The 13,612-nt window shown below is 71.8% G+C and carries 12 protein-coding genes; 9 read left to right on the top strand and 3 right to left on the bottom strand.

Annotated features, from left to right (window positions below):
- Positions 1-12 precede the first annotated feature (12 nt).
- Both ACZ4M3_RS08735 and ACZ4M3_RS08730 read left to right on the top strand, forming a co-directional pair.
- Positions 13-2,064: an FUSC family protein gene (locus tag ACZ4M3_RS08735; protein ID WP_467730903.1), complete on the top strand. Its 2,052-nt coding sequence runs from the start codon at positions 13-15 to the stop codon at positions 2,062-2,064.
- 140 nt (positions 2,065-2,204) lie between these two features.
- Positions 2,205-2,450 carry a DUF397 domain-containing protein gene (locus ACZ4M3_RS08730; protein ID WP_190185982.1) on the top strand — a complete coding sequence of 82 codons (246 nt, stop codon included), beginning with the start codon at positions 2,205-2,207 and terminating at the stop codon, positions 2,448-2,450.
- A gap of 137 nt (positions 2,451-2,587) precedes the next feature.
- On the opposite strand, the gene ACZ4M3_RS08725 is transcribed toward ACZ4M3_RS08730, so the two are convergent.
- A complete protein-coding gene (locus ACZ4M3_RS08725) occupies positions 2,588-3,097 on the bottom strand; it encodes an ATP-binding protein (RefSeq protein ID WP_467730902.1) in 510 nt (169 codons plus the stop codon).
- Positions 3,098-3,450: 353 nt separating this feature from the next.
- On the opposite strand from ACZ4M3_RS08725, the gene ACZ4M3_RS08720 reads away from it, so the two are divergent.
- From ACZ4M3_RS08720 to ACZ4M3_RS08700, 5 genes are all read left to right on the top strand, one after another.
- Complete coding sequence (locus tag ACZ4M3_RS08720; protein ID WP_467730901.1) at positions 3,451-4,329, top strand: helix-turn-helix domain-containing protein; 879 nt, start codon at positions 3,451-3,453, stop codon at positions 4,327-4,329.
- A gap of 92 nt (positions 4,330-4,421) precedes the next feature.
- Positions 4,422-5,879, top strand: coding sequence for an aldehyde dehydrogenase family protein (locus tag ACZ4M3_RS08715; RefSeq protein WP_467730900.1), 1,458 nt, complete (start codon positions 4,422-4,424; stop codon positions 5,877-5,879).
- 120 nt (positions 5,880-5,999) lie between these two features.
- On the top strand, positions 6,000-6,542 hold the full coding sequence (locus ACZ4M3_RS08710) for a DinB family protein (RefSeq protein WP_467730899.1): 543 nt from the start codon (positions 6,000-6,002) through the stop codon (positions 6,540-6,542).
- A 109-nt stretch (positions 6,543-6,651) separates the two neighbouring features.
- Positions 6,652-7,410, top strand: coding sequence for a MerR family transcriptional regulator (locus tag ACZ4M3_RS08705; protein ID WP_467730898.1), 759 nt, complete (start codon positions 6,652-6,654; stop codon positions 7,408-7,410).
- 148 nt (positions 7,411-7,558) lie between these two features.
- Positions 7,559-8,266 carry a VTT domain-containing protein gene (locus ACZ4M3_RS08700; RefSeq protein ID WP_467730897.1) on the top strand — a complete coding sequence of 236 codons (708 nt, stop codon included), beginning with the start codon at positions 7,559-7,561 and terminating at the stop codon, positions 8,264-8,266.
- 105 nt (positions 8,267-8,371) lie between these two features.
- Here ACZ4M3_RS08700 and ACZ4M3_RS08695 read toward each other — a convergent pair whose 3' ends face one another.
- Both ACZ4M3_RS08695 and ACZ4M3_RS08690 read right to left on the bottom strand, forming a co-directional pair.
- Positions 8,372-10,012, bottom strand: a complete 1,641-nt coding sequence (locus ACZ4M3_RS08695; protein WP_467730896.1) for a threonine/serine exporter family protein — start codon at positions 10,010-10,012, stop codon at positions 8,372-8,374.
- A 198-nt stretch (positions 10,013-10,210) separates the two neighbouring features.
- Complete coding sequence (locus ACZ4M3_RS08690) at positions 10,211-10,705, bottom strand: inorganic diphosphatase (RefSeq protein ID WP_030031597.1); 495 nt, start codon at positions 10,703-10,705, stop codon at positions 10,211-10,213.
- A gap of 162 nt (positions 10,706-10,867) precedes the next feature.
- On the opposite strand from ACZ4M3_RS08690, the gene dacB reads away from it, so the two are divergent.
- Positions 10,868-12,298, top strand: coding sequence for a D-alanyl-D-alanine carboxypeptidase/D-alanyl-D-alanine endopeptidase (gene dacB / locus ACZ4M3_RS08685; protein WP_467730895.1), 1,431 nt, complete (start codon positions 10,868-10,870; stop codon positions 12,296-12,298).
- Positions 12,299-12,348: 50 nt separating this feature from the next.
- Positions 12,349-13,512 (top strand): zinc-dependent metalloprotease, encoded by a 1,164-nt coding sequence (locus tag ACZ4M3_RS08680; protein ID WP_467730894.1) that lies wholly within the window; start codon positions 12,349-12,351, stop codon positions 13,510-13,512.
- Positions 13,513-13,612 lie beyond the last annotated feature (100 nt).

The following is a 13,612-nucleotide window of genomic DNA, read 5'->3' as shown; positions in this document are numbered from 1 at the left end:
ACGCTCGCTCCCATGAGCTGGCTCCGGGCGTTGAAGGACACCGCCCGGGCCGGCATGAAGGTCGAGCGGGCCCGGCTGGAGCCGCTCGTCGCCGTGCGCGCCGCCGCCGGGCTGGCGATCGTCATCGGTGCCGGGCTGGCCTTCCTCGGGCCGGGCGCCGCCGCCAGTTCCGCCTTCGGGGCGTTCACGGCCGCCACCGCCACCTTCCAGCAGAGCTGGCGCCCGCGTCCCGTACTGGCCCTCGCCTCCGGGCTGACCCTGGCGGTGTCCACCTTCATCGGCTATCTGGTCGGCTCCCGCGACACGCTCGCCTTCCTGGCCCTGCTCGCCGTCTGGACCTTCGTCGCGGGACTGCTGTGGGCGGCCGGTCCCACCGCCGGGATCCTCGCCTCGGGCAACGTCGCGATCATGCTGGTCACCGTCACCCTGCCGACGTCGATCCCGCAGGCGGCCGGGCACGCCGCGGTGATCGCCGCCGGCGGGGTGGTGCAGGCGCTGCTCATCGTCCTGTTCCCGGTCCGGCGTTGGGGCGCCCAGCGCGACGCCCTGGCCGACGCGCTCGCCGCCGAGGCCGACTACGCCCGCCGGCTGCGCTGGGACCCGCTGGCGTCCTTCGACCCGCAGCCCCTGATGAAGGCGCGGGACGCCGCCGCCGTCACCGTCCGCCAGGCCCGGCAGCGCCCCGCCGAGCTGCACGGGGCGCGGGGGCTCGCGGAGCGGATCCGGCCGGTGCTGGCCTCGCTGGCCGACCCGGCGGTCGGAGCCCCCGCCGAAGGCCCGGCGCGGGACCGGGTGTCCGAGCTGCTCGCCGCGGCCGGCACGGTCCTGGACGCCGCCGCGCGGGCGATCCGGCACGGGGAACCGGTCCGGATCCCGGCGCCCTCCCTGGCCGTGCTGAAGGCCCCCGACCAGGGCGAGGTGCTCCAGGGTGCCCCGCTGCGGGCCGCGCGCCGGCTGGCGGCGCTGCTGGACGACGTACTGGAGACGGCCGATCCAGGGTCCGGCCGGACCGCCGATCCGGGCGCCGCGATGCTGCGGCCCACGCTGCCCGCCCTGGTGCCGCAGGTGGTGAAGGCGGTACGGGCCGAGCTGCGGTCCGGGTCGCCCGTGCTGCGGCACGCCCTGCGGGTCACCGCCGTCGTCTGCGCGGGCTACGCCATCGGCCGGGCGCTGCCCTTCGGGCACGGGTACTGGGCGCCGATGGCTTCCGTGATGGTGATGCGGCCCGACTTCTCACAGACCTGGTCCCGGGCGGTGGCCCGGTTCGGCGGCACCCTCGTCGGGGTGTCCGTCGCGACCGCCGTCGTGCGGCTGGCGCAGCCCGGGATGTACCTGTCCGGGCTGCTGGCCGTGCTCACCGCGGGCCTGATGTACGCGCTGATGCGGACCGGCTACGTCGTGGGCCAGGCGTGTCTCTCCGCCTACGTGGTGTTCCTGCTCGGCATGGGCGGCCTGCGCTGGGACCAGACCGTGTACGACCGGGTGGCCCTCACCCTGGTGGGCGGCGCCCTGGCGATGGCCGGGTACGCCCTCTACCCAGCCTGGGAGACGCCCCGGCTGCGCACCCGCCTGGCCGACTGGCTCGCGGCCGCCGGGCGGTACGCGCAGGCGGTGCTCGCCCAGTACGCGGACCCCGGTGGCGCCCGGCGAGAGGACGTCCGGCGGGCGCTGCTGGCCACCCGGGACGCCCGGATCGCCTGGCAGGAGGCGGTCGGCCGGGCGGCGGGGGAACCGGTGCGGCACCGCGGCCTGTCCCGTGCGGCGGCCGACGCCGCGGCCGACGCCGTGGCCGCGCTGGGCCGCGCCGTCATGCTGCTGGAGGCGCACATCCCGGACCGCACGCACGCCCCGGTCCCGGGCGCGGCCGCGCTGGCCGCCGCGGTGCGGGCGGACACCGAGGCGGGTGCGAAGGCGGTGCGGGAACGGAAGGTGCCCGAGTGGGGCGCGGTGCGGGCGGTTCTGGCCGATCCCGGCTGGGAAGCGCGCGCCCCGGGGGTGCTGCGGGCGGCGGCGCAGCAGGTACTGGAGGCGCTGGAGGAGCTCTCCGCGGCCCTGCGTGCCTGATCAGCGGGGGTATCGGGGTCGGGAACGGCGCCCCAGTGATCACAGCGGCACCCTCCGTGCACGTGCATCTGCCCATGCAGCACGCCATGAACAGAGCTATGATCCGGTGCAGTTGACATCTGCACTATCGGGGGCTTCCTGTGGACCACGCGTACAACGGGATGGCAGCTGCAGAACTCACTTCCTTGTTTGGGCTGACCTGGCAGAAGAGCAGACACAGCAATTCGCAAGGTTCCTGTGTCGAGTTCGCCAAACTGCCGGGCGGCGACGTCGCGATGCGCAACTCGCGCTTCCCGGACGGCCCGGCGCTCATCTACACGCCGGCCGAGATAGTGGCGCTGCTGCTGGGCGTCAAGGACGGCGAGTTCGATCACCTGGTCATCTGAACCGCTGATCGTACGGAACCAGGCACAGCGTCACATCCGGCCATGCACGTGCACCGGCCGGGACTGATCGCACCGATCAGTCCCGGCCGGTGTGTGCGTTTCTCATGCCTGGTCCGCCGGTGCCGCCCGCCGCCGTCTCACTCGTGGAGCAGGAACAGCGCCCACACGACCTTGCCGGTCAGCCGTCCCGCGAGCGGGTGCCAGCCCCAGCTGTCGCTGTACGAGTCCACCAGGAACAGCCCGCGCCCGGACTCCAGGTCGAAGTTCTCCTCGGTCCGCTCGGGCGAGAACGCGCCGCCCGGCCGGTCCTCGCTGGGGTCCCGCACCGCACACACCAGCCGGGTGCTCCACCGCATCAGGTGCAGCCGGACCGGAGCGTCCGGATCCGCGGCCGTCCCGCGCGCGTCGTCGGGCAGGGCGTGGCGCAGCGCGTTGGTGACGAGTTCCGAGACGACCAGGGACACGTCGTCGAAGCGCTGGTCGAGGCCCCACTGGGACAGCGTCGAGCGGGTGAACGAGCGCGCTCCGCGGACCGCTTCGAAGCGGGCGGGCAAGGCGCAGGAAGCGGACCCCGAGACAGCCGTGGGGTCGACCGGGGGCAGCCCCTGCCGTAACGGCTCGAGCATGGTCGATCCATTCGTCCCCATGCGAGGCACTCCCGGGATTCGCGGACGGAGCGGCGTCTCCGGCCAGAAAGAACTGCGGGGTGGGTCCGGCGCCGGCGCGAAGAGCACGCAGGTGCGCGGGGACCATCGTTCCGAATGCCGAAGCCGGATGCAAGGGCAGATGCACGTGCACGCGCCGGACCTGTCCCGTCCGTGATGGTTCTTGCTCATTTCTTCCTACGCATACTTACGGACTTCTTTTCCGGGACGCCGGATTCCGTTACAGAACGAGTACGGGCGGGTGCGTTTTGGTGGCAGACTGCGGCCCCTGGGGTTCGGGGGCCCCAGCGACGCAGCACGCAGACGACAGCGCTGACCACGCGCACACCATTGCGATGGGGAGGGCAGGACTAGTGACCGCAGAAGCCAGCGGTTCCGTGGTGCGCCGCATCCTCCTGGGCTCACAGCTCAGGCGACTCCGAGAATCCCGCGGCATCACCCGTGAGGCGGCCGGCTACTCGATCCGCGCATCCGAATCGAAGATCAGCCGCTTGGAGTTGGGAAGGGTGAGCTTCAAGGCCCGCGACGTCGAAGACCTCCTGACGCTCTACGGTGTCACGGACGGCGCCGAGCGGGAGTCCCTCCTGGGGCTCGTCCGCGAGGCCAACGCGGCGGGCTGGTGGCACAGTTACGGCGACGTGCTGCCCGGCTGGTTCCAGACGTACATCGGACTCGAAGGCGCCGCCTCCCTCATCCGTATCTACGAGGTCCAGTTCGTCCACGGGCTGCTGCAGACGGAGGCCTACGCCCAGGCCGTCGTCAAGCGCGGCATGCCGGGCGCCTCCTCGGCCGAGATCGACCGCCGCGTCGCGCTGCGCCTGGAGCGGCAGAAGGTCCTCGTCTCCGAGAGCGCCCCCGTCTTCCACGCCGTCCTCGACGAGGCCGCGTTGCGCCGCCCCTATGGCGACCGCGACGTGATGCGCGGCCAGCTGGAGCACCTGATCGAGGTGTCCCAGCGCCCCAACGTCCAACTCCAGGTGATGCCGTTCTCCTTCGGCGGCCACGCGGGCGAGAGCGGCGCGTTCACGCTGCTGCGCTTCCCGGAGTCCGACCTCCAGGACATCGTCTATCTGGAACAGCTCACCAGCGCGCTCTACCTGGACAAAGACGAGGAAGTGGCGCAGTACGCACGGGCGATGGAGCGGCTCCAGGCGGACTGCCCCGATCCCGACCGGACCCGCGATCTCCTGCGCGGTCTTCTCCAACTGTCTTGAATCGCACGTAGTATGACGTCTGATCAGTGCATGACGACGACCGATCGGTCTCCGGTGCAGCGCACGGGTGCGCGCTCGCAGTAAGGGATGGCATGTCCATATTCGACGACCTGGCTCACCAGTACATCGATGGCGAATGGCTGCCCGGCGCCGGTTCGTGGGACATCATCGACGTCAATCCCTACAACGGCGAGAAGCTCGCGGCGATCACCGCGGCCACGGTCGATCAGGTGGACCAGGCCTACCGCGCCGCCGACCGGGCGCAGCGGGAGTGGGCCGCCACCAGCCCCTACGCGAGACGTGCCGTCCTGGAGCGGGCCCTGCGGATCACCGAGGACCGCCAGAAGGAGATCGTCGAGGCGATGATCGACGAGCTCGGCGGGACGCGTCCCAAGGCCGAGTACGAGGTCCACCTCGCGATGGAGTTCATCCGCGAGGCGATCCAGCTGGCCATCCGGCCCGAGGGCCGGATCCTGCCCTCGCCGGTGGCGGGCAAGGAGAACCGCGTCCAGCGGCTCCCCGTCGGGGTCATCGCCGTGATCAGCCCCTTCAACTTCCCGTTCCTGGTGACCATGAAGTCGGTCGCCCCCGCGCTCGCCCTCGGCAACGCCGTCGTGATCAAGCCGAACCAGAACGCCCCGGTGGTCGGCGGCGGGGTCATCGCCAAGGTCTTCGAGGACGCGGGGCTCCCGGCCGGGCTGCTGAACGTCCTGGTCACCGACATCGCCGAGATAGGCGACGCGATCCTCACCCACCCGGTCCCCAAGGTGATCTCCTTCGCCGGTTCCGACCGGGTCGGCCGGCACGTCGGCGCCGTCGCCGCCCGCCACTTCAAGCGGACCGTCCTGGAACTCAGCGGCAACAGCGCCCTGGTCGTCCTCGACGACGCCGACCTCGACTACGCGGTGGACGCGGCCGTCTTCAGCCGCTTCGTCTACCAGGGCCAGGTCTGCATGGCGGCCAACCGGATCCTCGTGGACGCCTCCGTCGCGCAGGAGTTCACCGACAAGTTCACCGCGCGGGTACGGAGCCTGAAGACCGGCGACCCGCACGAGGCCGACACCCACATCGGCCCGCTGATCAACTCCTTCCAGGCCGACGCCCTGACCGCCCTCGTGGACCGGGCCGTCGAGGAGGGCGCGCAGGCGCTCGTACGCGGTTCTACGCGCGGCAACCTCGTCGAACCGACGGTGCTGGCCGGACTCCCCGAGGACTCCCCGCTCCTGGGCCAGGAGATCTTCGGCCCGGTGGCGCTGCTGGTGGTGTTCGACGGCGAGGACGAGGCCGTCCGGCTCACGAACGCCACCCCCTACGGGCTCAGCGGCGCCGTGCACACGCGCGACGTGGAGCGCGGGGTGCGGTTCGCCCAGCGGATCGAGACCGGGATGATCCACGTCAACGACTCCACCATCGGCGACGAGCCGCTGGCGGCCTTCGGCGGCGAGAAGGCCTCCGGGCTCGGCCGGCTGAACGGCGAGGCGACCGTGGAGGCCTTCACCACCCAGAAGTGGATCTCCGTGCAGCACGGCCGGACGAATTTCCCCTTCTGATCCGGAAGACTTCTGATCCAGAAGAGGGCGTGATTGCGGACAGGGCCTGACCGCAAGTCTCCGTAGCGTGTTCCTTGTCAGCAGCAGACGGGAAGACACACCCTACGGAGGCGGTTCAGCATGGTCACGCACGTACCCGCGGAGTCCTACGGCGATGAGCGCGGTGCGCTCCTTTCCTTCGTGGAGGCCCAGCGCGGCGGCATCCGCCGCTCCGTGCTCGGGCTCGGCGAGGAGCAGGCGGCGAGCCGCCCGAGCGCGAGCGAGCTGTCCCTGTCGGGACTGCTCAAGCACTGCGCGGAATGTGAGCTCAACTGGCTGCGGATGGCCCAGCAGCGGCCGAACGAGCGCCAGCGCACGCAGGAGACCTGGGGCGACTCCTTCCGGCTCGTCGGGGACGAGACGACCGCCGGGATCCTGGCCTTCTGGGACGACGTGGCGGCGCAGACCGCCGAGTTCGTCGCGGGCCTGGAGAGCCTCGACGAGACGTTCCCGCTGCCCGACGCGCCGTGGTTCCCCAAGGACGGCAAGGTGTCCATGCGCTGGATGCTGCTGCACCTGGTCGAGGAGTTCGCCCGGCACGCCGGCCACGCCGACGTCGTGCGCGAGTCCCTGGACGGCAAGACGGCCTTCGAGCTGGTGGCCCTGGCCGGGACGGCCGGGTAGCGGTCCGCGCGGGCGGCCCGTCGCGGCCGCTCCTCGCGGGCGGGACTTGCACCTCACGCCGCGTGAGGGCCCAGAGTGAAGGGCGTACCCAACCAGAGGAGCGGGAGCGATGGGCTACTCCGTGGGCCAGGTCGCCGGTTTCGCCGGAGTGACGGTGCGCACACTGCACCACTACGACGAGATCGGCCTGCTCGGTCCGAGCGGGCGCAACCGGGCGGGGCACCGGCGTTACGACGACGCCGACCTCGACCGGCTGCAGCGGATCCTGTTCTACCGGGAGCTCGGCTTCCCGCTCGAAGAGGTCGCGGTCCTGCTGGACGATCCGGACTCGGACCCGAGGGAGCACCTGCGCCGGCAGCACGCCCTCCTGTCCGACCGGATCGACCGGCTCCAGCGGATGGCCAAGGCCGTAGAGCACGCCATGGAGGCGCACCAGATGGGAATCAACCTCACGCCCGAGGAGAAGTTCGAGGTCTTCGGGGACTTCGACCCCGACGAGCACGCGGCCGAGGTCCGGCAGCGGTGGGGCGGCACCGACGCGTACGAGGAGTCCACCCGACGGGCGGCTTCCTATACGAAGGAGGACTGGCAGCGGATCCAGCACCAGGCGGACGACATCAACCGGCGCCTGGCGCGGCTGCTGGAGTCCGGTGCCGCCCCGGACTCCGAGGCGGCCATGGACCTGGCCGAGGAGCACCGCGGATCCATCACCGCGAACCACTACGACTGCTCGTACGAGATGCACACCTGCCTCGGTGAGATGTACGTCGCGGACGAGCGGTTCACGGCGTACTACGACGCCGTTCGTCCCGGACTGGCGGTGTTCCTGCGGGACGCCATCCTGGCGAACGCCGTCCGCTCCGTGTGACCCGTACCGTTTGCCGCACCGCCCCCTCCCGGTCCCTGGAACCCGGTGGGGGCGGTGTGCGTTCATAATTGAAACCACCCGTGGTTGAAACCACCCGTGTCGCGCGCCGCGCAGCGGACGTCCCCCGATCCAGGAGAGCCCGGAACTCGTGTACACGCTTGCGCTCGCCCCTGAGTGGCTGTCCCCGGAGTACCTGATCGGGCAGTTCGGCCTGATCGGCACCCTGGTCATCGTCTTCGCGGAATCGGGTCTCTTCGCGTTCCTGCCCGGCGACTCCCTGCTGTTCACGGCGGGCCTGTTCACCGCGAGCGGTGACATCAGCCAGCCGCTGTGGCTGGTCTGCACGCTGATCGTGGCGGCCGCGATACTCGGTGACCAGGTGGGCTACCTGATCGGCAAGTTCTTCGGACCCAAGCTGTTCAGCCGGCCGAACTCCAGGATCTTCAAGCGGGAGAACCTGGACGCGGCGCACGACTTCATGGACAAGCACGGCCCCAAGGCCATCGTGCTCGCCCGGTTCGTCCCGATCATCCGTACGTTCGCGCCGATGGTGGCCGGCGCGGGCGCGATGAAGTACCGCACCTTCCTGGCGTTCAACATCATCGGCGGTATCGGCTGGGGCGCGGGCGTGACGGTGCTCGGCTACAACCTGGGCCAGTTCGACGTCATCAAGAACAACATCGAGACGATCTTCATCGGCATCGTCCTGATCTCGGTGATCCCGGTGATCTTCGAGGTGCTCAAGGCGCGCAAGCACAAGAAGGCCGCGGCCGCCGAAGCCCCCGCCGCCGTGGGCCGCCAGCGGGAAGGCGAGCCGCAGGTCTCCGCCCAGCGCGGCCGCCACGCCAAGCGCTGACCCGCTCCCCCCGTACGGCGCCCCGGAGAGCACGAGCCTCCGGGGCGCCGTCGCATGTGCCCCCGTACCCCGCAGGCGGCGGTGCCCCCGTACCCGCCCCGCGTCTCAGAAGCCGCGGGTCCGCTTCGCCGCCCGGCGGGTGGCCGCGCTCGCGGCGCCCGGGATGCGCATGAACAGTCGTGAGGTCTCCGAACCCAGGTTGACGCCGATCGCGATGGCCAGCGCGATCGCGGCCGCGTTCACCAGCGAGGCGAGCCCTTCGTTCAGCCGGTTCTCGGCGATCAGCAGCAGCCCGTAGTACGTCGCCGAGCCCGGCAGCAGCGGGCCGATGGCCGCCGTCGTGTAGGGCAGCGCGGAGGCGAAGCGGTAGCGGGAGAAGAGCTGCCCGAACAGGCCCACCAGCCCGGCGGCGATGGCGGTGGAGGGCACGGGCGGGATGTTGCCCGCGTAGTGCAGGGCCCCGAAGGTCACCCAGGCGACCCCGCCGTTCAGGGTCACGATCCACACGGTGGAGCGTTCCTGCTGGAGCAGGATGGCGAAGGTGAACACCAGCACCATCGAGGCCGCGATCTGGATCAGCGGCCGCTGCGTGATCAGCAGGACCTCGTCCGGGTTCGGCTTGGCGTTGAGCTGGAGCCCGATGTACAGCATCACGAGCACGCCCATGATGATCCCGATGAAGAGGTACATGACCTCCAGCAGGCGGGCGGAGGCGGTGATGTAGAAGCCGGTCAGGCCGTCCTGCACGGCCGCGACCAGGGCCCGCCCGGGCAGCAGCGCGAACAGGCCGCCGGTGATCACCGCGGAGGCGCGTACGTCGATCTCGGCCAGCTTCAGCGCCACGCCGATCGCGGCGGGCGGCATCGCGGCCACCACGAACTGGTAGAACTCCGGCAGTCCGCGCCCGGCGCACAGCCACGCCAGCCGGTCGCCCAGGACCGCGCCGATGGCAGCGGCGACGAAGACGAGCACGCCACCGCCGACCAGCGTCGAGGCGGCCCCGGCGAGCAGCCCGGCGGCGGCCGTGAGCACCCAGGTCGGGTACGGGTGCCGGTTGCGGCGGATCTCCGCGAGGCGCCGGTAGGCCTCCTCCAGCGAGACGTCGATCTCGTGGGCGCTGATGTCGTCCACCAACCGGTAGACGGCCGCCAGGCGGGTGTAGTCGGTGCCGCGGCGGCGTACGGTCCGGCTCGCCGAGACCGGGTCGTCCACCAGGGAGGGCTGGTGGGTGATCGACAGGAGGGTGAAGGTGACGGTCGGCTCGCAGCGGTCCAGCCCGTAGCTGCGGGCCACCGCGAACATGGCGGCCTCGACGTCCTCGGCCCCCTCGCCGCCCGCGAGGAGCAGCTCGCCGATGCGCAGGGTGAGGTCGAGCACGCGGCCGACGGCCGGCCCGGCCTCGCTCTGCTTCTGCACCGGCTCCGGTACGGGCCGGACGTCCACCGGCATGCGCAGCATGGTGCGCATGCGGTCCTGCCAGGGGGACTCCGGCATGCGGGAGACGGGGAAGCCGTGGCCCGGGGTGTACGCGGGCGGGGAGTGCTGGGCGCTGTAGGTGGCCGGGGGAGCGAAAGCGGAACCCTCGGGCTCGGCGGACTGCGCGGCCAGGCCCTCGGGGACGGCGAACTCCGAGGTCGGCTGGTCCGCTTCCGACGTGTCGGACGCCGTCCCGGGCGGCCGGGCGAAGGCGCTGTGCGCCTCGTCGGACGTGGGCTTCTTGTCCTCTGCCCGGTCGGCCTCCGCCACGCGTCCTCCAGTCAGCGATCACCAGCGGTATCAGTATGCGGAATCGTTTCCTCCCCGGCGAAAGCGGAACCCCGCGGAAGCCGGACGGGCCGGCCGCCCCCGGATACGGCGACGGGCGGCGCCCCCCTCAAGGGGGCACCGCCCGCGGTGTCACAGGGGCAGCGGGACGTCCCGCTCACCCGCGTCCGAGCACAGGGCTCAGTGGTGGCCGCCCTGGGCCTCCAGGCGCTTGTACGAGGCCTCGATCTCGGCCTCGGCCTCGGCGCGGCCCACCCAGTTGGCGCCCTCGACCGACTTGCCCGGCTCCAGGTCCTTGTAGACCTCGAAGAAGTGCTGGATCTCCAGGCGGTCGAACTCGGAGACGTGGTGGATGTCGCGCAGGTGCTCCACGCGGGGGTCCGAGGCCGGCACGCACAGCAGCTTGTCGTCGCCGCCCGCCTCGTCCGTCATGCGGAACATGCCGATCGCGCGGCACTTGATGAGGCAGCCCGGAAAGGTCGGCTCGTCCAGGATGACCAGCGCGTCCAGCGGGTCGCCGTCCTCGCCCAGGGTGTTCTCGACGAAGCCGTAGTCCGCCGGGTAGCTGGTGGAGGTGAACAGGCGACGGTCCAGACGGATCCGGCCGGTCTCGTGGTCCACCTCGTACTTGTTCCGCGAACCCTTGGGGATCTCGATGGTGACGTCGAACTCCACGTCCTGCTCCTCCATGATCAGCTTCATTGCTTCGAGTGCGTTGATTCACCTGCGTGCGCGTGCGCCCCGAGCCCTGCCGGGTGGGGTGCCATGCTCGCGGCAAGACGCAATGGTTAAGTGTCCCTCACGCATATGTGTGATCGCGAAAGGGGCTGGTCCGAGGTGCCTCTGGTCAAGACGTGGCAGCTCATCGCGGGGTCGGCCGTGGCCGGCCTTGCCCTGTCGGCCGTGACGGTGGCCGCCGCGGGTCCGTGGGACTCCGGCCAGCGTAAGGCCGAGCGGGACAGGGCCGCCTCCTGGAACCTCACGGGTGGCGCAGATCACGCTCCGGGCTCCGCGGCGGGATCGCTGCCGCAGGCCGCCCCGAGCGCGCCCGGAGTGCTCGCTGGGATCGGTCCGGGCACCCTCCGCAAGGCCGGAGCGCCGGATTCCGGTGGCTTGGCGGCCGTACTGGAGCCCCTGTTGGCCGACCCCGCGCTGGGTACCTCCCGTACCGCCTCGGTGGTCGACGCGGCGACCGGCGAGGTGCTGTACGAGTCCGGGTCGCGCGACGCCATGACCCCCGCCTCCACCGTCAAGATCGCCACCGCTTCGGCCGCGCTGGCCGCCCTGGGGCCGGAGTACCGGATCCGCACCACGGTGGTCCCCGGGGCCGGGCCCGGACAGGTCGTCCTGGTGGGCGGCGGCGACCCCTCGCTCACCGCGCAGAAGAAGAGTCCCGCCGGATCCGGCGGCAGCCTCGTCGCCCTCGCCGCCGACACCGCCCAGGCGCTCAAGGCCGACGGCACCGATTCGGTGACCCTGAGCTACGACGACTCCCTCTACACCGGTCCGGCCAGCCCGACCGGCGACGCCAACCTCGCCCCGGTCACCGCCCTCATGGCCGACGAGGGAAGACCCGACGACTCCTCCTCGGGCCCCGTGGAACGGAGCAAGGACCCCGCCCGGGACACCGCCCGCGCCTTCGCCGCCCTGCTCAAGGAACGCGGCATCAAGGTCACCGCCGACCCCGCGAGAGCCAAGGCGCCGGGAGGCGCCCAGCCGCTGGCCACCACCCTGTCCACTCCGCTCGGCGGTCTCGTCGAGCGGATGCTCACCTACAGCGACAACGACATCGCCGAGGCGCTCGCCCGCCAGACGGCCCTCGCCGCCGGGCAGCCCGCCAGCTTCGAGGGCGCCGAGAAGTCCGTCACCGCGAAGCTCGCCGCCCTCGGCGTCGACACCGCAGGCGCCCGCTTCGCCGACGGCAGCGGCCTCAACCGCTCCGACAAGGTCAGCAGCGGCCTGCTCACCGGCCTCCTCGTCCGGGCCGCCGACCCGAAGCGGCCCGAGCTGCGGCCGGTCCTGACCGGGCTCCCGGTCGCCGGGTTCACCGGCACCCTGCGCGCCCGCAACGCCGCCGGCTCCCAGGCCGCCGGCCTGGTCCGGGCCAAGACCGGCACCCTCACCAACGTGAACGCCCTCGCCGGGACCGTCGTCGCCCCTTCCGGCCGGCTGCTCGCCTTCGCGTTCCTCAGCGTGAACGGCCCCGACGGCGCGACCGCCGAGCGCAGCCTGGACAAGCTGGCCGCCGCGGTGGCGGCGACACCGTAGCTGGCGTCGAGGGGATCCCGCGGGCGGGCCGGTCCACGTACGGTTGACGCATGACGAGCATCGGTGGTGCGGAGATGGTCGACTGGAACCTCGCGGTGGCGACCGCGACCCGGCTGGTCCGGCCCGGCCCGGAGGTCAGCAGGGACGAGGCCCGGGCCGTGGTGGCGGAGCTGCGCGGGCACGCCAGGACGTCGGAACGGCACGTGCGCGACTTCACCCGGATGATGGGCGCACTGCCCGAGGGGGCCGCCGTCCACGACACGCCGGTCCTGGTCGTCGACCGGGCCGGCTGGGTCAAGGCCAATGTGGCCGGCTTCCGGGAGCTGCTGGCCCCGCTGCTCGGCAAGATGCAGGAGCGCCGCGGCAACACCCCCGGCGGCGCCGTGTTCGGAGCGGTCGGCGGCAAGGTCACCGGCGTCGAGCTGGGCATGCTGCTGAGCTTCCTGGCCTCCCGCGTGCTCGGCCAGTACGAGACCTTCGCGCCCCCGACCCTCGACCTGCCGGGCTCGGCCCAGGGCGGCGGCCGGCTGCTGCTCGTCGCCCCGAACATCGTGCACGTGGAGCGGGAGCTGGCGGTGAACCCGCACGACTTCCGGTTGTGGGTCTGCCTGCACGAGGAGACACACCGTACGCAGTTCACGGCCGTCCCGTGGTTGCGCGCCCATCTGGAGGGCGAAATCCAGACGTTCCTCGCCGCCACCGAGATGGACCCGATGACCGTGCTGGAACGGCTGCGCGAGGCGGCCCAGAGCTTCGCCGGCGCCCGCCCCGACGCCGAGCAGGGCGAGGGGGGCCGTTCGCTGGTCGAGCTGGTGCAGACCCCCGAGCAGCGCGAGGTGCTGGCCCGGCTCACCGCCGTGATGTCGCTGCTGGAGGGCCACGCCGACTTCGTGATGGACGGCGTGGGGCCCGAGGTGGTGCCTTCGGTCGCCGAGATCCGGGAGAAGTTCCAGCAGCGCCGGGCCAGCGGCGCCAGCCGCCTCGACGCCGTGCTGCGCAAGCTGCTGGGCCTCGACGCGAAGATCCGCCAGTACCGCGACGGCGAACGGTTCGTCCGGGCCGTCGTCGGCGAGGTCGGGATGGAGGGCTTCAACCGGGTCTGGACCTCGCCGAACACGCTGCCCACCAAGGCGGAGATCGCCAAGCCGGCGGACTGGGTGGCCCGGGTCCACCGCAAGGGGAGCGAGGGGCGCGACGGGAGCGAAGGGGCGTGAACACCGGCGCGGCGCAGGGCGCGTTCCCGCGCCGGGCGGGTGTGAACTTGTCTCGTTGGGGGAAGCAGCATCACCCTTCCGAGGGACCGTGGGCCGTGGA

Source organism: Streptomyces sp. NPDC026522 (assembly GCF_055567555.1).
Note: the sequence above shows the minus strand (reverse complement) of the source record. Positions and strands in the feature narration are given on the sequence as shown.